Here is a 17191-nt window from a genome sequence, read left to right as displayed (position 1 = left end):
CAACTGTTTTGGGGTGCTCGGTGAACCTGTCCGACACCCTGACCCCGACGATTCATAGAGACCCATTACCTCAAGCGCTGTCGCCGACAGCCAAAATAGTCGCCACCAAGGCCAGGGCGCGAGGCACCAGCGTGTCCAGTTCCAGGTATTCACGATCAGTGTGGACCTTGCCACCCACGGGCCCCAGGCCACACAGGGTTGGAATGCCCAGGCTGGCGGTGAATCCGGAGTCGGCACAACCGCCAGTGAACTCGCCTTCGACGCTGAAACCCAGCGCCAGCGCTTTTTGCTGGTAGATGTGCAGCAGCCGTTCGCTGTGATGGGCTTCCATCGGTAGAAAGGTCGTCGCTTCCTTGAGGATGGCGCGGGTGCCGATCAGTTCTTCTTCTGCGACGATGGCCTGGATTGCGCTGAAGATCTGGTCCCAGTGCTTGAGTTCGATAAAGCGCACGTCCAGCCGGGCGCAGGCGCTCGGCGCGACGGTGTTGCTGGAGGTGCCACCGGAAATCAGGCCGACGTTCGTGGTGATGCCTGCCGGGTAATCGGTCAAGGCATGGAGCTTGACGATCTTGCGTGCCAGGGCTTCGATCGCGCTGGCGCCGTCGGCATGGTTGACCCCTGCATGTGCCGCGCGGCCGCTGACTTCGATGATCAGCGTGGCACCGCCCTTGCGTGCGCTGACCACGTTACCGCTGGCCCGGCCGGGCTCGGTATTGAGCACGGCGCGGGCGGCAAGGGCTGCGTTTTCGATATGGGTTCTGGCGCTGCCGGAGCCGATTTCTTCGTCACCGGTGTACAGAACCTGCACCGGATAGGGCAACCGACCGGCGCGCTTGAGCGCCTTGAGGGCGAAGCAATTGAGCACCAGGCCGCCCTTCATGTCGGCGACACCGGGGCCAAAGGCGAGGTTGGCGTCGCGGCTGTAGCCGCGAGTCGTGGTGGTACCTTTGGGGAAAACCGTGTCGCGATGGCCCAGCAGCAACACCGGCTTTCCAGATTCGCCTGGCACTTCGGCGAGCATCACGTCGCCAAAACCATCGACCGGTATGCGCTTGAGCAGGATGCCGTCGGCTTCCAGTTCAGCCGCGAGCAGCGCGCCCACAGCATCGACGCCCGCCTTGTCATAGCTGTTGGAATCGGTGTCGACGATACGCTGCAGCAGCGTTTCCATGGCTTGGCGCTGGTCAGCAAGCCAGTCCAGCGCCTGTTGTGGGGTGGCGCTCATTGCGCTTGCTCCCGTAACTGATGTTCCTGAGTCAGGCGTGCCGCGTCGTTGCCCAGGTCCCAGAACAGCCCGGCCATGATTTGCAGGCTTTCCTTGACCACCGGTGCCAGCAAGTGCTCGTTCGGCGCATGTTGTGAGCATGCCGGGTACGAGTGCGGCACCCACAATGTCGGCAGGCCGAGCACGTCCGCGAACACGTCGTTGGGCAGCGAGCCGCCGAGGTTTGGCAGCAGCGCAGGTTTTTTGCCGGTGGTTTGTGCCAAGGAGCTGAGCGCCCAGCTGACCCACGGGCTTTGCGGATCCAGCCGAGTGGCATGCATCACATCGATGCGGCTTTGCTTGACCTCGACATTGCTGAAACCATGAGCATCCAGGTGGGTGCGCACAGCCGGGATAAAAGTCGTGTAGTCGCTGTTGACCACGAAGCGGATATGGCAGTGGGCGTTAGCCTTGCCGGGAATCGCATGCACGGGGGCGTCCGGGTTGCCGGTCTTGAAGGCGATGACGTCGAGGGTGTTCCAGCCGAACACCTTTTCGCTCAGCGAGAGCTGCGGGTTACCCCAGTTGGCGTCGATTTCCGGATCGCCCGGTCCGCCACCGACGTCAATATCGGCCAGTGCCTGCCGAACCGGCTCCGGCAGTGTCTCGGGCATCAGGCCCGCAACTTTCACCCGACCGTGTTCATCGACCATGCTCGCGATGGCATTGGCCAGAATGATGCCGGGGTTGGCCAGCAACCCGCCCCAGTTGCCGGAGTGATGAGCGCCTTCGCGCAAATTGACCACCAGCTCGAAGTTGAACACCCCGCGTGAGCCGAGAAAAATCGTCGGGCGTGATGCCGCCAGGCGCGGGCCATCCGAGGCGATGAAAATATCCGCCGCGAGCTCTTTACTGTGTGCGGCACAGAACGCATTCAAGCCCGGCGAGCCTTCTTCTTCGCCCATTTCCAACAGCAGCTTGACGTTGAAACCCAGCTTGCCGTCGCGAGCCTTGAGCGTTTGCTCCAGCGCGGTCAGGTTGATCAGGTGCTGGCCTTTGTTATCCGCCGTGCCGCGGCCGTACCAGCGATCGCCTTCGGCAATGACTTGCCACGGCGACAAGCCTTCACGCCATTGCGCCTCGTAGCCGCGCACCACATCACCGTGGCCGTAGCTGAGCACGGTCGGCAGTTCCGGATGTTCAATACGTGTGGCGATCAGGAAGGGGCCGCGTTCTGCCACCGGGTTGTCATAGACCTTGACGCTGAAGCCCATCGCCTCGACATGCGGGGTGATGAAGTCATTGAGGTAGCGATACAGCTCGGGCTGGCTGTCCGCTGCCTGGCTTTCGGTGTGCAAGGCGACGCTACGTTCGAGTAGATTAAAAAAATCGCCGTTGTCGAATTGCTCTGTGGTGTTGCTGATAGCCAGTGAACGACTCATGAGTGGACAAGCTCCAGTGTTTGGGCAGAATTGTCGTGAAGGTGGCAACGCACGTTGCCGCCGATAAGCGGACCATTGGCCGGATAGGCCGTTTTGCAGGGGGCGTAGCAGCTCGGGCAGCGCGGATGGAAGGCGCAACCGGACGGCGGTGACATGGGGTTGGGGAAGGTGCCGTGCAGGCCGATTTCGGGAATGCCCAGGCGCGGATCGGGCGTGAGCACCGAATCCAGCAAGGCGCGGGTATAAGGGTGGCCGGGGTTGGCGAACAACGATTCGCGAGTGCGTTCTTCGACGATGCGCCCCAGATACATCACTGCGACCCGGTCTGCGAGGTGTTCGATGACCGCCAGGTTATGGCTGATCAGCAGATAGGTCAGGCCGAATTCGCGCTTGAGGTCTTGCAGCAGATTGAGGATCTGCGCCTGCACCGACACATCCAGCGCTGAGGTGGGCTCGTCGCAGATCAACACATCAGGGCGCATGATCAGCGCCCGTGCAATCGCCACCCGCTGGCGTTGCCCGCCCGACAGCTGGCTCGGGTAGCTGTCGATCACCCGCTTGGGCAGGCCGACCACATCAAGCATTTCTTCGGTCTTCTTGCGCCGCTCGGCGGTGCTGCCGATGTCATGCACGATCAGCGGCAGGGTAACGATTTCGCGCAGGGTCTTGCGTGGGTTCAGCGAGGAATACGGGTCTTGGAATATCGGTTGAATATGCCGGGACATTTCCTTGCGGTCAGTCGCCGCCAGATGTTTGCCATTGACCAGCACATCGCCGCTGGTAGGCGGCAACAGACCGAGCAGCATCTTGGCCAGGGTACTTTTGCCGCAACCGGACTCGCCCACCAGGCCGAGGGTCTCGCCACGCATCAGACGCAGGGAAACGCCATCCACGGCCTTCAGGGTGGCGGCGGGTTTGAAAAAGCCCTTGTTGATCCGAAACTCGCGGCGGATGTCACACAGCTCCAACGTGATGTCTTTTTTCATGACCTTGCGCGCTCCTGAAGGCGAATCGGTGCCGGGGCCGGTGCGGCGAACAGGCAGCGCGCCATGTGCCCGTCCTGTTCGACTTCGGGGATGTCTTGCGCGCAGGCCGGTATCGCGAGGCCGCAACGATTGCGGAACGCACACCCTTGCTGTTCGCCGACCAGGCTCGGCACCAGGCCTGGAATCGAACCCAGCGCCTCACCCGGTTTGGTCCGGCCAGGGATTGGAATACTGGCCAGCAGGCCACGGGTATACGGATGCTGCGGGTTCTCGAACAGTTGCAGGGCAGGGGCGGTTTCGACGATTTCCCCGGCATACATCACGGCGACCCGGTCGGCGATCCGTGCCACCAGCCCAAGGTCGTGGGTGATGAAAATCACCGCCAGGCCGAGTTCTTTCTGAATGTCGCGGATCAAGCGCAGGATCTGCGCTTGAATGGTCACATCCAGTGCCGTGGTTGGCTCATCAGCGATGATCAGGTCCGGTTCGCACATCAACGCCATGGCGATGATTACCCGCTGGCGCAAACCGCCAGAAAGTTGATGCGGATACTGACGCAAGCGCTCGGTGGCATTGCTGATCCCGACTTTCTCCAGCATCTGCGCGGCGCGAGCCAGCGCATCCTTGCGCGACACCTTGCGATGCTGAGTCAGCACTTCGCTGAGCTGATCGCCAATGCTGTAGGCCGGGTTCAGTGAGGTCATCGGTTCCTGGAAGATCATCGCCAGGCGGTTGCCACGCAGGTCGCACATGCGCCGCTCGCTCTGGCCGAGCATGTCGATGCCGTCCAGCGTCAGCCGGGACGCGGTGCGTTTGGCCTTGCGTGGCAACAGGTCCATCAGCGCCAGCGAGGTCAGGGATTTACCGCAGCCGGATTCGCCGACGATGCACAGCATTTCACCGCGCTCGACTTCAAAGTCCAGGCCACGCACGGCATGCAGCATGTCATCCGGCGTCGGGCTGTTGCCCATGGGGATGTCCACGCGCAGGTTTTCTACATGGAGTAGTGCCATGTTCGGTACCCTCTATTAGTTACGGCCGTCTATCAGTTACGGCCGTCGGGCAGGATCAGATCGCGCAGGCCATCGCCGACCAGGTTGATGCCCAGCACCAGAATCATCAGGGCGACGCCGGGAATGGCGATGACCCACGGGGAAAAGAACATGTAGGGTTTACCTTCAGCGATCATCAAACCCCAGGACGGCGTCGGCGGCTGCACGCCAACCCCCAGGAACGACAGTGCTGACTCCAGCAGGATCGCGTGGGCCATTTCCAGCGTCGCGACGACGATCAGCGCGCCGACCAGATTGGGCAGGATTTCACTGACCAGAATGCGCAGGGTCGAGCAGCCAAGCGCCTGGGCTGACGCCACATATTCAGCATCGCGAATCTGTTGCACCGAAGCCCTCACCACCACCGCGAAGCGATCCCATAACAAGCTGCCGAGCAGCACGATGACCACTTTCAGTGAGCCGCCCATCAGCGACGCCGAGGCCAGCGCCACCATCACGACCGGCATCGCCAGCCGGGTGGTGATCAGGTAGCTGATAAACGCATCGACCTTGCCGCCGTAGTAACCCGCCAACAGCCCCATGACGGTGCCGATAAAGCCGGAAATCAGCGCCGCCGCAATGCCGATGAACAGCGAAATACGTGCGCCGTAGAGCAGTCGCGACAGGTAATCACGGCCCAGTTTGTCGGTGCCGAGGACGTATTCCCAGGTGCCGTGGGCCATCCATACCGGCGGTTTCATGCGCAGCATCACGTCTTGCGCATAAGGGTCGTAAGGTGCCAGCCACGGCGCGAACAGTGCACCCGCGAAGATGATCAGCAACAACACCGCGCCGATGGCGAAACCACGATGACGAAAGCTCTTGCCAAGTACTCGGCTCAGGCTGCTCGGAGGTGGCAGGTAGTCATTGATCGCGAGGGGAGTGGGGGTGCTCATGTAAGCCTCCTAGCGCACGCGAATGCGCGGGTCGAGCAGTGCGTTGAGCACATCGGCCAGCAAGGTGAGGATGATGTAGATCACCGCAATCAGCAGGACCACGGCCTGCACCACCGGAAAGTCGTCACGGGCGATGGCGTCCCAGGCGAGTTGCCCGATGCCTTGCAGGGAGAACACGGTTTCGATCACCACCGAACCGCCGAGCATGAAGCCGAACTCCACCGCCGCCAGCGCGACTACCGGAATCAAGGCGTTGCGCAGTGCATGCTTGAACAACACGCGGGCCGGGCGCAGGCCCTTCGCGCGGGCGGTGCGAATGTAATCGGAACTGAGCACATCCAGCATGCCGGCGCGGGTCAGGCGCATGATTGCCGGGGTTGCGTAGTAGCCCAGGGCAATGGCCGGCATGACAAAGTGCAGCAGGCTCGAGTTGCCAGACACCGGCAGCCACTTGAGCGTCACCGCGAACACCACGATCAACATCAGCGCAAACCAGAAACTTGGCATTGCCTGGCCCAGCACCGCAATGCTCAAGGCCAGTCGGTCAACCCAGGTGTCGCGTTTGACCGCGGCCAGCACGCCCAGTGGAATCGCTACCAGCAAGGCGATACCCAGCGCCATGGCACCCAGCCCGAGGGTAATCGGCAAGCGGCTGGCGACGAGGTTGTAGACCGACTCCTGAAAGAAAAAAGAGTTGCCCAGGTCCAACCGTAGCAAATCGCCCAGCCAGTTGAAGTACTGGGTCGGTAGCGGTTTGTTCAAACCGTACTGCACGCGAATCTGTTCGATTTGTTCGCTGGTGGCTTCCGGCCCGCCAATGGCGGTGGCCGGGTCGCCGGACAGATGCAAAAGAGAAAAGCTGATCACCGACACGGTAATGGCAACGCAAATAGCGATGCCCAGGCGGCGCAGAAGGAATCCAAGCATGGCAAGTTTCCTCATATCCAAAGGGTAGCGTGTGTGAGGACATGTGCGTGGCGCGCAAGACTCCATGCGCCACGGCACCTTTCGATCAATCCGCCAGGTTGCGTATTACTTCCACGTAGACTCGACGAAACGCGGCAGCTCATCCGGGTACGGCGTGAACGCGAGTTCGGAGGTGTAGGCGTAGTTCATCGAGTAGTTGAACAGCGGCGCCCAGTAAGCCTGTTCGCTGATGCGCTGCAACGCCTTGCGGTAGTTGTCCTTGCGCACTTGCGGGTCGAGGGCATTGTCGGCGGTCTGCAACCAGCCCTGCACTTGTGGGTCCTTGATGTTGTCGTCCGGGTTGCCCTTGAGCCAGGTACCGGCCGACGCCGAGGTGTCGAGGATCGAGAACGAGCCCCAGGCCTGAAACGACATGGGAACCTTGCCGCCACGTTGCTGGTCGCGCAGGGCGGCGTACTTCAAGTAGCGCAGCTTGGCGTTGATGCCCACGGCGCGCAGGTTGCCGATGATGGCTTCGACGTAATCACGGTCACGATAAGCGAAGATTTCGGTCTCGAAGCCATTTGGGTAACCGGCTTCGGCGAGCAGCGCCTTGGCCTTGGCCGGGTCATAGTTGTAGACCGTGGCCGCGCTGGTATCGCAGCCGAACTGGCCTGGATAACAGGCAACCTGCAAGGGTTTGGCTTCGCCACCCACCAATTGCGAGGCCAGCGCATCGCGGTTGATCGCATGGTTGATGGCCTGGCGCACCTTGAGGTTTTTCATCGGTGAGTTTTCAGTGGACGTGCCTCGGGCATCAAGAATCAGGAAGCCGATGCGCATGGTTTCGCCGCTGGTCACGGTCAGGTTCGGCATACCTTTTAGGTCGACTGCCTGGTCCGCGGTCACACGCCAGGTCCAGTCGACACCATCAGTCATCAACTCGGCCAGGCGGGTTTCTGCATCCGGGATCACCCGGAACTTGAGGTGGCTTATATGCGGCTTGCCTTGTGGGCTGTCCGGGAAGTAGTCCTTGTTGATCTCCATGGTCACGCCTTCGCCAGCCACCACCGACACGGCTTTATACGGCCCGGTGCCAATTGGCTTGCGACTGAATTCGGCCAGGCCGACCTTCTCGAAATACTGCTTGGGAAACATCGGAACGGCGTTGGACAGGTATTCCAGTGCCGGAGGGAAAGGCTTCTTCAAATACACGCGAACGCTGTAGTCACCGGTTTTTTCGGCGCTCTTGATCCAGTCTACGTTTTGCACGGTAACGACTTTCGCTTCGGGCGACACCACGTAGTTGAGGGTGAACACCACGTCGTCGGCGGTGAACGCGTCGCCGTTGTGAAATTTGACGCCTTTGCGCAGCTCAAAGTCGATGGTGGTGTCGTCGACCTGTTTCCAGCTGGTGGCCAGCATGGGTTTGTATTCGCCGCTTTTGGGATCGCGGTAGATCAGGTTGTCCCAGATCAGCCGGCCGAGAATTACGCCTTCGCGTAAATCGTTGTGATAGGGGCTGATGTTTTCAGGCTCGCTGTCGGAAGCGTAAACCAGGGTGTCGTTGGCTTTGCCGGCATGCGCCGGGAAGCTGCTGATAAGGCCCATCAGCGCAATACTGCAGGCGAAACCTTTGATGCCCATGCCGTCGTCTCCGTTGGCGAGAGTGGTTGAATCAAAGGGCAGCGAATCGCAAATGCGTAAAGGAGGATGAAAAGCTCAGGTTATTTTTTTATGGTCTGGACACGAATGTAGGGAAGGGCTATCAATGCCACAAGCACAATATTTCGATACTTCCTTTGCCGAAAAGGCAATCCTTGGGGGCACTGATGCAGCTGTATGGCGTGCAGTCCACGGCACTGCGCTATTTTCTTGAAGTCGCGCGATGCGGATCGATCAGCGAAGCCTCGGTGCGGCTGAATGTCGCGGCGTCAGCGGTGAGTCGACAAATTTCCAAGCTTGAGTTGGCCCTGGATGCCAGCCTGTTTGAGCGTCGTGCCCGCGGCATGGTGCTTAGCGAGGCGGGGGCGCGATTGGCGGTTTATGCGCGCAAGTCGCAGCTTGAGGCCGAGCAGGTGGTACTGGAAATTACCGAGCTGCATGGCTTGCAACGGGGCCATGTGCATGTCGCGTGCTCGGAAGGTTTTGCATTGGAATACATGCCCAGGAGCATTGGTGCGTTCAGGCGTGAGTATCAGGGCATTCATTTCACGTTGGAGGTCTGTGCGCCGGCGGAGGCGACTGAGAAGGTTCGTTCCGGTGAAGCCGACCTGGCGATGACCTTCAGCCTGACGCCGCAAAAGGAAATCAAGGTCGAACATGTCCTCAGTGGGGCGATTTTTGCCGTGGTTTCCAATGCCCATCCCTTGGCCGGACGTGAAGCGGTCAGCCTCGCCGAGTTGCAACCCTGGCCCATTGCGTTACCCAAGGCCGATACCACGATACGGCAACTGTTCGACATCTGTTGCGGTGTACAGGGGTTGTTGTTCGACCCGGTGCTGACCACTAATTACGTTGCCGCGCTCTACAGCTTCGTCCGCGAAGAGGGCGGTATCAGCCTGGCCAGCGAAATGACCTTGCACAAACAGGTGGCGGACAAGGAGTTGCAATGTTTGCCGATCCTTGATGAAGGCATGCAGGCACGGCGCATCGAACTGCAAAGCATGGCTGGACGCAATTTACCGGCGGCGGTTTCTGCGTTCAGGGATTTCCTGATTGCTGAGCTGGCGAAAGCCAAGCGTCGTTGAAAAGACGACAGGGTGATTCACGGCTCGCCAAATCCAATGATGGCTTTGGTTTCAAGGTACTCTTCAAAACCGTGTACACCGTACTCTCGACCATTGCCCGATCGTTTATAGCCTCCGAAGGGAGCCATTGGGTTCCACGCGGGGTAGTTCAGGTGCACTTGACCTGCGCGTATGCGAGAGGCAACAGCCCGCGCTAGATCAAGGTCCTGACCCTGAACATGGGCGCCCAGCCCATAGATCGTATCGTTTGCGATAGCGACCGCCTCATCGACCGTCTCATACGCAATGATGCACAACACGGGACCAAAAATTTCCTCTTGGGCGATCCGCATGGCCGAGTCCACCTCGGAGAAAACAGTCGGTCGGGTATAGAAGCCTTTTTCAAAACCCGGCACGCGTCCTGGCCCACCGCACACCAGTTTGGCACCCTCGTCCAGGCCCAGCTTGATCATGGCTTGAACGCGATTGAACTGTGCCTCGTTGGCAATCGGACCCAGTATCGTTTCCTCCGATTGCGGGTCACCAACGATGATCGCATTGGCGGTTGCCGCAGCCAGCGACTCAACCTCGGCCAGCCGGTTTTTTGGCACGATCATTCTTGTCGGGGCGCTGCAGGATTGCCCTACGTTGCGAAACGCAGACATCACTCCCAGCGGCACGGCTTTGGCGAAATCGGCGTCTGGAAGCATTAGGTTCGGGGACTTGCCTCCCAATTCCTGTGTGATGCGTTTCACCGTGGGTGCCGCCGCTTGCGCAACCAGTGCGCCTGCGCGGTTAGAGCCGGTAATTGAAATCATATCGATATCGGCATGCGCCGCCATGGCGGCGCCGACCTCGGGACCGCTTCCGTTCACCAGGTTAAACACACCCGGCGGGAGGCCCGCGTCGTGTACCAGTTGTGCAAAAAGAAGGGCGCTCAGGGGTGACAGTTCGCTGGGTTTTAACACCACGGTGCATCCGGCGGCGATAGCCGGCGCGACTTTCGCGGTGATTTGATAAAGCGGCCAGTTCCACGGCGTGATGAGACCGCAGACACCGATGGGTTCGCGTTCAATCGCGGTGCCGCCTTCAACCGTTTGGAAGCGATAGCTGGACAGCAGGTCACGGGCGACACGCACGTGTTCGGCCGCCAATGGCACTTGCATTGCCCGGGCGAAACCGATGGCTGCGCCCATTTCTAGAGAGAGGGCCTGTGCAAGCACCTCTTTTCGTTCGAGGATCAGCTCGTAGATCTTGCCAAGCACAAGCGCACGCGATGTTGTGGAGGAAGCCGACCAACCGGGAAACGCTGCACGCGCCGCAGCGACTGCCCGATCGACATCCTCGGCAGACCCGCGCGCGACCTGTGCAACAACCTCTTCGCTTGCAGGATTGACCACCGGCAAACTGGCCGGGAGCGCCGGGTAAGACCAACGGCCGTTGATATAAAACATGAGAGAAGTTTGCGGATCAACGCCGTGGCTATTCGAAGAGTGCGTGGTCATCCAACTGGCTCCTTAGAGCGGTAATAGGCGCTGCGAACTTGCGAGTCGCCGTAGCGCCCCGTAAATACTTGGGGCCGTGTCGTCTCAATAAACTAACAAAACCGCCCTGCAAAATATGCCGTTGTTCACGTCTGCAAGGGATAATCTGCTGTATCGGGCAGGCTTACTTGGCATTCATGCAACTGAGCCTTTTGCACCCGATAAAACGCTCGCTGCCCGTCGTGATCGCTAGCCGATTGCTTGGGTAACCAGAGCAAACTGCCTGATCCCGTCGCTTGCTTGCGGGGGCGCGCCCAGAGCCATCCGCGGTGCTCTATCCACGCATTGCAGCCCCAGTTTTTCCAGCCAGGCGGCCAACCCACAATCGGCAAGAATGTCGAAGCGCACGAAGGCGCCAGGTATCAACTGCAGCAGGTGGGTAATCAGGTGTTGCGCCTGCTCCTGGCTCTGCGCAACAACCGGACCAATGATATGGCCACGGCCAAAGCGACGGAGCAGGGCAATGCCTTGTAGTTCCCCGCCCGCGTCAATGCCGACCACAGACTCGGCCATCGGGAGTAAATCATTGAGCACCGCTGTACGGTCCAGGCCACTGCCCGCATTGGCCAATTCAATCAGCCGAGGGTAATCAGCAGGGTGCAATGCACGACACTGCGAGCCGTTGATCAAAGGAATCTGCTCAGGTGTCTGTGACACGCCTTGATGCTGCTGGATACGCGCGAAGTCGACGAATCCCATGCTTGCGTAGAGCGGTGCGCCCGACTCGGTGGCATTGAGAATCGGCGTGCGTGGTGCAGTGGCTGCCAGGCACAGGTTCATCAGTTGACGCCCGATCCCCTTTCCTTGGTGTTCATCACTCACGATCACCAGGCCGATGGAGGAGTAAGCACCTTGATGGCAAGTAAACGCTACACCCACCAGCTGACCCTTATGCTCCGCGACAAAGCCTTCCGAAGTGCGCTGTACCATGGCCCAGTCTTCTTCTCGATGAGGCCATTTCAGGTGGACGGAGAGCGCGTGTGCTGCGGGCATATCCGCCGCGGTAACAGCACGGTACAGATAGGTGGACTCTGACGTTGCGGGCATGGAGCCTCCTTGAAGTTGACGGTTTTGCGTAGAGCAGTCAGGGCGTTGTGGTGCGCGGCTCATATAAGTTTGCCTGTGTTGAGGAGGCTTGCAGACAAAGGCATTTCTATCGCGCTGGGGTTCGTGAACCGGCGGATATCGAATGGGCTGATCAAGGTGCTGGTACTGCCGGTACTGATCAGTTCGGCCATCACATCGCCGACGCCCGGGCCAAGCTGGAAACCATGGCCACAGAAGCCGAAAGCATAAAATAAGCCATCGACGGCCCCGCTGGGGCCCATGACCGGCAAAGAGTCCGGCGTGTAGCTTTCGATGCCGCTCCACACCCGGATGATGTTCAGCTTCTCGGCACCCGGTAGCAGGCGGCGCATTTGTCGCATCTGGTTGAGCAGGCTTTCGGGCTTGAAGAAGGCGCGCCGGTTGAGCATGTCCGGTGTGCAGCGGTTGCCGCCGCCGATGATGATGTTGCCGCGCGGGATCTGGCGGAAGTAGATCACCTCTTCCTTGATCTTGGTAAATACACCGATCACCGTCGGCAAGGCATACGGTACCGGTTCGGTCACCGACATCTGCGGGCCATTGGGTTCCAGCGGTACCGGTTCGCCGAATTGCTCAGCCAGTTTGGCAGCCCACGCACCCGCGGTGATCAGCAGTTGCTCAGCGACGAAGAGTTGGCCATCGGTGGTCGTGACGTGGAATTCACCGCCTACCTTCTGCACCTCGGCGACTTCGATGCGCTCTTCGATCCGGGCACCCAGGCGCCTGGCCGCTCGGGCAAACGCCGGCGCCGCCAGGCGCGGGTTAGCATGACCATCGTGAGGGGCGTAGGAGCCGCCCTTGACTTCCGGGCCCAGGAACGGAAAGCGGGCATGTAAGGCTTTGCCGGTAAGGATCTGCAAATCCAGCTCACGGGCCTCCGGAGCCTCGGCGTAGGCTTGCAGCTCAGCGACCTCGTCCTCGCGGTAGCACACGCGCATATGGCCGCTGGCGATGAACTCAAGGTCGTCGTCGATCAGCTCCGGCAGGCGCTTCCACAAGGCCCAGGAGCGGTTAGCCAGTTGCAACTGCCCCAGGTAACGCCCCTGGCGCCGCACATTGCCGAAGTTGACGCCGCTGGCGTACTGGCCAATCTGGTCACGCTCCAGCAGGGTGACTGAGTGTCCGCGCCGGCTCAGGAAAAACGCTGACGTCGAACCCATGATGCCGCCGCCGATAATCAACACATCGCTTTTTTGCGGTTTCATGAGGGCTCCTCAATGATGTTGTGTCCGGCACAAGCCAAGGCTTCGATTTCGATCAAGTAACCATGATGCAAGACCGCAACCGGCACCACGGCCCGGGCCGGCCGGTGTTCGCCCAGGTACTTTGCATACAGTCGATCAAAGGCGGGCCAGTGTTCTATCCCAACCACATATACCGTCACTTTAAGCAGGTCACGAGGGCTTCGGCCGGCTGCGCTGAGGATTGCCACCAGGTTGTCGAGGGCAATTGACGCCTGAACCTCAAACGGTTGATCGGCGCTGTGATCACCATTGGCGCGCACGGGCAGTTGCCCGGACACATACAGGACGCCGCCGTGCGATACCGCCTGTGAATAGTGCCCGCCCGGTGCCGCAGCATTGGCGGTATGAATCACCTTAAGACTACCAACCATGAAGGCGGCTCCATGTGTGTATGACGCCCTCGACGTCAAGGGCGTGATAATCCGGAAACTGCGCGCCGGTGGCGCAGGCATGATTGGGCAAAATGCGCAGGCGACTGCCAATGGGAAAGCGCTCGACACTGTCAGCACTCTGGTCACCTCCCAGGGTGATGATGCCATGTTCCTGATTGGCACCCGTGACCAGCGCGCCTTCGATCCAGTCGCCCGCTTCGGTACACACTTGGCCATAACCAAAATCCTGGCGCTGGCGCTGCGTGCCACGGTCGCGACTCATGGCCATCCAGCCTGCGTCGGTGATGATCCAGCCTTTATCCTGCTGATGGCCGATGACGGTGGTCAGTACGCTCAACGCCAATTCGTCTGCCCGGCACACGCCGATGTTGTGCATGACCAGGTCGAAGAACACATAGACGCCTGCGCGCACTTCAGTGACGCCGTGCAGGTTCAGTGCCGAGAGTGCAGTGGGGGTGGAGCCGATGCTGACCTCGGGGCATGCCAAGCCGGCTTCGCGGATTCTTTCGGCGGCGCGTACGCACAGGAAACGTTCCTGTTCAGCCAGCGCTTGCAGGGCTTCAAGGCTGTCCAGCTCGTAACTGGACCCGGCGTGGGTCATCACGCCGCGCAGTTGCATGCCGCCTTCGCTCAGGGTGCGCGCGACGTCTACCAGTGCATTGTCTTCAACGGCCAGGCCCGAGCGATGGCCGTCGCAATCGATTTCAATCCACACCTCGAAGCGTTCGTCGTGCTGCTGTGCAAAGTCGACGATCGCTTGAGCCCCTGCGACGCTGTCGGTGAGTACGCTCAGATTGCAGCCTTTGCGCCGGAGTGCCAGTGCCGTGTGTAATTTGCCCGGGGCTATCGCAACGGCATAGAACACGTCACTGATGCCTTGCGTAAAACAGTACTCGGCTTCTTTCAGGGTAGACACCGTGACACCGCTGGCACCTGCAGCCATCTGTGCCTTGATAACGGGCAGGCACTTGCTGGTTTTGATGTGCGGGCGCAAACGTACGCCGAGGGTGTCCATGCGTTGCTGCATGCGCTGGATATTGCGCTGCATTTGCGCGACATCGACTAGCGCAACGGGAGTGTCGAGAGAGGCAAGCGGCGTTGACATGGCGGAACTCAAGTGGCTGGGTACAGGCTGCACTCTACTCAGCTATCGTTAAGTTATGGTTCAATAAGATCTCATCAATCATTAAGTAAAATTGAATGATTTCCATCGAAGACCTGCGGCTGGCCGTCACGCTTGCACGTTCTGAGTCGCTGAGTGCCGCCGCCAGAGTGCTGAATGTTTCACCGCCGGCGCTTTCCATGCGCCTGCGCAAACTGGAGGCGTTGCTGGGGCTGACCCTGGCTAATCGCGACGCACGGCGCCTCAGCCTTACGGCCGACGGTGAGCGGTTCTCGCGTGAAAGTGCGCTTTTGCTGGAGCAACTGGAGGCGCTCCCGGAGTCTTTCAAGCAAAAGGACGAAAGGCTGGTTGGTACATTGAGGTTGGCGGCGCCGTTTGGCTATGGGCGACAGCGCATCGCGCCACTGTTGGCACGTTTTGCAAGGCTGCATCCGCAGCTTTGCCTGCACCTGGATTTGCGCGAGACACCCTGGCCCGATCGCCATGACAGCGATGCAGTGATTCACATTGGTCACCTCAACGACAGCCTGTGGACGGCCAGGCAGCTCACGCAAAACGAGCGGTGGTTATGCGCGAGCGAAGCCTATCTGCAAGAGCAGGGTGTGCCGTCGTCGCCGGACCAGCTCGCTGCCCATCGCTGCATTTGCATCCGTGAAAATGATGAGGATGTCACGCTGTGGCATATGCGTAAGGGGCAGGAGCGTAAAACCCTGCGCATCGAACCGGTATTGTTGAGCAACGATGGAAGCGTCGCCCGGCGTTGGGCCGAGCAAGGCTTGGGGTTGGTGCTGCGTTCGCAGTGGGATGTCAGTGATGCAATCGCCAGCGGCAGCCTGATACGGGTACTGCCGGATTGGAGCTTCGACAGCGCACCGGTCAACCTGCTGGTGCCTTCGCGCAAACTTCGCAGTTCGCGCGTGCAGGCATTGGTGGCTTTTCTGGAAGACGCGTTGAAAACCTGACAACCGACTGGGCATGCCTGCCTATTTCACGGCATAGACCTTGCGTACATAGACCGTGCTGGTCCAGGCGCACGGCGCGCCTTTTGCCACGAACACCGTGTCACCGGTGTTGATCGTCACCTCGCCACCCTCGGCATCTTGCAGGGTGACGCTACCTTCGAGCAGGTACATCAACTCATTCAGTTTGTGCGGGCGGCCGTGACGGGCGTACGGCGTCGAGTCCCAAATGCCGACGCGCAGCTCGGTGCTGGCATCATCAAACAGGCTGAGTGCCCGGCACTGTGGGGTAGGGCCGATCAGGATTTGCGGTTCGGGTGCGGCAGAAGGGTTCAGTAGGGTACGCGGGTCCAGCAAGGTCAGGCCGTGTTGCAGGGGGGCATCGGTCAGGTCGACAGCGCAGAATGCCCATCGGCTGCCGGCGCTCGCCTGCACCGAGAGGCGTGTGCCACGGCCGATCACGGCACTGTCGCCCACCTTCAGTTCCAGGCGCTGGTCTGCCGTGTGCAGCACGACATGGCCTGCGTGCACCACCAGCGTCTCGCTGTGGGGAAAGTCTTCGATCGTGGCGTCGCCGCTGAACTGCACCAAGCCGGCGGACACCCCATCGTCGCCCAGCCAGGCGAGTTGGCGCGCATCGCCGAATGGATCGAGCGCGCTTAGGGCAGCAGTGTTCAAAGGCGTGGTAACGCGGCTACCGTCGGCGCGGGCCAACAGCAGGATACGGGGAGATGACATGGGCACTGCTCCAGAAGGAAAATCAGCCGATCGCTTGGGTGATCAGGGCAAAAGGGTGTATGCCTTGGCTGGCCTGGGGCGGCTTACCTTTGGCCATCTGTGTGACGGTGTCGATGTGCTTCAAGCCGGCTTGTTCGAGCCAGTCACTGAGGCCGCAATCGGCGGGGATATCGATGCGTACGAAGGCGTCCGGTACCCGCGCCAATAATTCGCTGATCAGGTGTTTTGCCTGCTCGAGGTTTTCTGCCACCACCGGGCCGATGCAGCGCCCACGACCAAAGGGTCGCAGCAGGGCAAAGCCGTGCAACTTGCCCTCGCGCTCGATCCCCACGGCATGCTCTACCTGCAGTTCCGGTAGCACTTCACGGCGGTCCAGGCCGCTGCCGGCATTGGCGAGGGCCAGCAGCGCGGCATGGTCATCGGCGCGTAGCGCACGGCAGGTTTCGCCAGCGCCCAGGCCCTCCAGGGCGGGCACGAGCACCTGGCCTTGATGCTGCTGCACCTGCCCAAATTCGACAAACCCCTGGCTTGCATAAAGTGGCGCACCCGCGAGGGTGGCGTTGAGTATCGGGGTGCTCGACTGGCAAGCGTCGAGCGCCTTTTCCATCAAGCGGCGCCCAATGCCCTGGCCTTGGTAGTCATTGCTGACGATCACCAGGCCGATGGTTGCGTAATCACCCTGAGGGCAGGTGAAGGCGCTGCCGATCAGGCGCTCGCCATCCACCACCACGAAGCCGTCGCTGACCCGTTGCAACATCGCCCAGTCTTCCAGGCGGTGGGGCCATTTCAGCATTACCGACAAGGCATGGGCGGCCGGTAGGTCGGCCACCGTCATCGGACGGTAGACATAAGCAGGGTGTGGCAGGGCGGACATGGCGAGTCTCCATGGA

At 60.5% G+C, this 17191-nt stretch carries 16 protein-coding genes; 2 read left to right on the top strand and 14 right to left on the bottom strand.

What is annotated here, in order from left to right; genetic code table 11:
• Window positions 1-70: 70 nt before the first annotated feature.
• The 7 genes from CEC48_RS02480 to CEC48_RS02450 form a co-directional block, all read right to left on the bottom strand.
• Window positions 71-1225 (bottom strand): M20 family metallopeptidase, encoded by a 1155-nt coding sequence (locus CEC48_RS02480; RefSeq protein ID WP_088422292.1) that lies wholly within the window; start codon window positions 1223-1225, stop codon window positions 71-73.
• Window positions 1222-2646, bottom strand: a complete 1425-nt coding sequence (locus tag CEC48_RS02475; protein ID WP_088422291.1) for a M20 family metallopeptidase — start codon at window positions 2644-2646, stop codon at window positions 1222-1224. The genes CEC48_RS02480 and CEC48_RS02475 overlap by 4 nt, the downstream gene beginning before the upstream one ends.
• Window positions 2643-3632 carry an ABC transporter ATP-binding protein gene (locus CEC48_RS02470; RefSeq protein ID WP_088422290.1) on the bottom strand — a complete coding sequence of 330 codons (990 nt, stop codon included), beginning with the start codon at window positions 3630-3632 and terminating at the stop codon, window positions 2643-2645. The genes CEC48_RS02475 and CEC48_RS02470 overlap by 4 nt, the downstream gene beginning before the upstream one ends.
• Window positions 3629-4645 carry an ABC transporter ATP-binding protein gene (locus CEC48_RS02465; RefSeq protein WP_088422289.1) on the bottom strand — a complete coding sequence of 339 codons (1017 nt, stop codon included), beginning with the start codon at window positions 4643-4645 and terminating at the stop codon, window positions 3629-3631. Before CEC48_RS02465 ends, CEC48_RS02470 begins: the two co-directional genes overlap by 4 nt.
• A gap of 32 nt (window positions 4646-4677) precedes the next feature.
• The gene (locus CEC48_RS02460; protein ID WP_088422288.1) at window positions 4678-5580 is read right to left on the bottom strand and encodes an ABC transporter permease; all 903 of its coding nucleotides are present in this window, start codon (window positions 5578-5580) and stop codon (window positions 4678-4680) included.
• A gap of 9 nt (window positions 5581-5589) precedes the next feature.
• Window positions 5590-6507, bottom strand: a complete 918-nt coding sequence (locus tag CEC48_RS02455) for an ABC transporter permease (protein ID WP_088422287.1) — start codon at window positions 6505-6507, stop codon at window positions 5590-5592.
• 105 nt (window positions 6508-6612) lie between these two features.
• On the bottom strand, window positions 6613-8133 hold the full coding sequence (locus tag CEC48_RS02450) for an ABC transporter substrate-binding protein (RefSeq protein ID WP_088422286.1): 1521 nt from the start codon (window positions 8131-8133) through the stop codon (window positions 6613-6615).
• A gap of 185 nt (window positions 8134-8318) precedes the next feature.
• Between CEC48_RS02450 and CEC48_RS02445 the strand changes: the two genes are divergently transcribed.
• Entirely contained in the window at window positions 8319-9236 is a 918-nt protein-coding gene (locus tag CEC48_RS02445) for a LysR family transcriptional regulator (RefSeq protein WP_088422285.1), read from the top strand.
• Window positions 9237-9253: 17 nt separating this feature from the next.
• On the opposite strand, the gene CEC48_RS02440 is transcribed toward CEC48_RS02445, so the two are convergent.
• The 5 genes from CEC48_RS02440 to CEC48_RS02420 form a co-directional block, all read right to left on the bottom strand.
• A complete protein-coding gene (locus CEC48_RS02440; RefSeq protein WP_088422284.1) occupies window positions 9254-10720 on the bottom strand; it encodes an aldehyde dehydrogenase family protein in 1467 nt (488 codons plus the stop codon).
• Between the two features lie 228 nt (window positions 10721-10948).
• The gene (locus tag CEC48_RS02435; protein ID WP_088422283.1) at window positions 10949-11806 is read right to left on the bottom strand and encodes a GNAT family N-acetyltransferase; all 858 of its coding nucleotides are present in this window, start codon (window positions 11804-11806) and stop codon (window positions 10949-10951) included.
• Window positions 11807-11865: 59 nt separating this feature from the next.
• Window positions 11866-13050, bottom strand: coding sequence for an FAD-binding oxidoreductase (locus tag CEC48_RS02430; protein ID WP_088422282.1), 1185 nt, complete (start codon window positions 13048-13050; stop codon window positions 11866-11868).
• A complete protein-coding gene (locus CEC48_RS02425) occupies window positions 13047-13460 on the bottom strand; it encodes a RidA family protein (RefSeq protein WP_088422281.1) in 414 nt (137 codons plus the stop codon). The genes CEC48_RS02430 and CEC48_RS02425 overlap by 4 nt, the downstream gene beginning before the upstream one ends.
• The gene (locus CEC48_RS02420; RefSeq protein WP_088422280.1) at window positions 13450-14586 is read right to left on the bottom strand and encodes a DSD1 family PLP-dependent enzyme; all 1137 of its coding nucleotides are present in this window, start codon (window positions 14584-14586) and stop codon (window positions 13450-13452) included. Before CEC48_RS02420 ends, CEC48_RS02425 begins: the two co-directional genes overlap by 11 nt.
• A 95-nt stretch (window positions 14587-14681) precedes the next feature.
• Between CEC48_RS02420 and CEC48_RS02415 the strand changes: the two genes are divergently transcribed.
• Complete coding sequence (locus CEC48_RS02415; protein WP_088422279.1) at window positions 14682-15566, top strand: LysR family transcriptional regulator; 885 nt, start codon at window positions 14682-14684, stop codon at window positions 15564-15566.
• Between the two features lie 21 nt (window positions 15567-15587).
• On the opposite strand, the gene CEC48_RS02410 is transcribed toward CEC48_RS02415, so the two are convergent.
• Window positions 15588-16301 carry a cupin domain-containing protein gene (locus CEC48_RS02410; protein WP_088422278.1) on the bottom strand — a complete coding sequence of 238 codons (714 nt, stop codon included), beginning with the start codon at window positions 16299-16301 and terminating at the stop codon, window positions 15588-15590.
• 22 nt (window positions 16302-16323) lie between these two features.
• A complete protein-coding gene (locus CEC48_RS02405; RefSeq protein WP_088422277.1) occupies window positions 16324-17175 on the bottom strand; it encodes a GNAT family N-acetyltransferase in 852 nt (283 codons plus the stop codon).
• Window positions 17176-17191 lie beyond the last annotated feature (16 nt).

The sequence above is a fragment of the Pseudomonas sp. K2I15 genome (assembly GCF_002204795.1).
Lineage (GTDB): Bacteria > Pseudomonadota > Gammaproteobacteria > Pseudomonadales > Pseudomonadaceae > Aquipseudomonas.
The sequence above is the reverse complement of the archived record's forward strand: the minus strand, read 5'-3'. Positions and strand labels throughout refer to the sequence as shown.

Coding starts and splice junctions, on each gene's coding strand:
- CEC48_RS02480 (WP_088422292.1), bottom strand. CDS start 1,225: ATGAGCGCCACCCCACAACAGGCGCTGGACTGGCTTGCTGACCAGCGC.
- CEC48_RS02475 (WP_088422291.1), bottom strand. CDS start 2,646: ATGAGTCGTTCACTGGCTATCAGCAACACCACAGAGCAATTCGACAAC.
- CEC48_RS02470 (WP_088422290.1), bottom strand. CDS start 3,632: ATGAAAAAAGACATCACGTTGGAGCTGTGTGACATCCGCCGCGAGTTT.
- CEC48_RS02465 (WP_088422289.1), bottom strand. CDS start 4,645: ATGGCACTACTCCATGTAGAAAACCTGCGCGTGGACATCCCCATGGGC.
- CEC48_RS02460 (WP_088422288.1), bottom strand. CDS start 5,580: ATGAGCACCCCCACTCCCCTCGCGATCAATGACTACCTGCCACCTCCG.
- CEC48_RS02455 (WP_088422287.1), bottom strand. CDS start 6,507: ATGCTTGGATTCCTTCTGCGCCGCCTGGGCATCGCTATTTGCGTTGCC.
- CEC48_RS02450 (WP_088422286.1), bottom strand. CDS start 8,133: ATGGGCATCAAAGGTTTCGCCTGCAGTATTGCGCTGATGGGCCTTATC.
- CEC48_RS02445 (WP_088422285.1), top strand. CDS start 8,319: ATGCAGCTGTATGGCGTGCAGTCCACGGCACTGCGCTATTTTCTTGAA.
- CEC48_RS02440 (WP_088422284.1), bottom strand. CDS start 10,720: ATGACCACGCACTCTTCGAATAGCCACGGCGTTGATCCGCAAACTTCT.
- CEC48_RS02435 (WP_088422283.1), bottom strand. CDS start 11,806: ATGCCCGCAACGTCAGAGTCCACCTATCTGTACCGTGCTGTTACCGCG.
- CEC48_RS02430 (WP_088422282.1), bottom strand. CDS start 13,050: ATGAAACCGCAAAAAAGCGATGTGTTGATTATCGGCGGCGGCATCATG.
- CEC48_RS02425 (WP_088422281.1), bottom strand. CDS start 13,460: ATGGTTGGTAGTCTTAAGGTGATTCATACCGCCAATGCTGCGGCACCG.
- CEC48_RS02420 (WP_088422280.1), bottom strand. CDS start 14,586: ATGTCAACGCCGCTTGCCTCTCTCGACACTCCCGTTGCGCTAGTCGAT.
- CEC48_RS02415 (WP_088422279.1), top strand. CDS start 14,682: ATGATTTCCATCGAAGACCTGCGGCTGGCCGTCACGCTTGCACGTTCT.
- CEC48_RS02410 (WP_088422278.1), bottom strand. CDS start 16,301: ATGTCATCTCCCCGTATCCTGCTGTTGGCCCGCGCCGACGGTAGCCGC.
- CEC48_RS02405 (WP_088422277.1), bottom strand. CDS start 17,175: ATGTCCGCCCTGCCACACCCTGCTTATGTCTACCGTCCGATGACGGTG.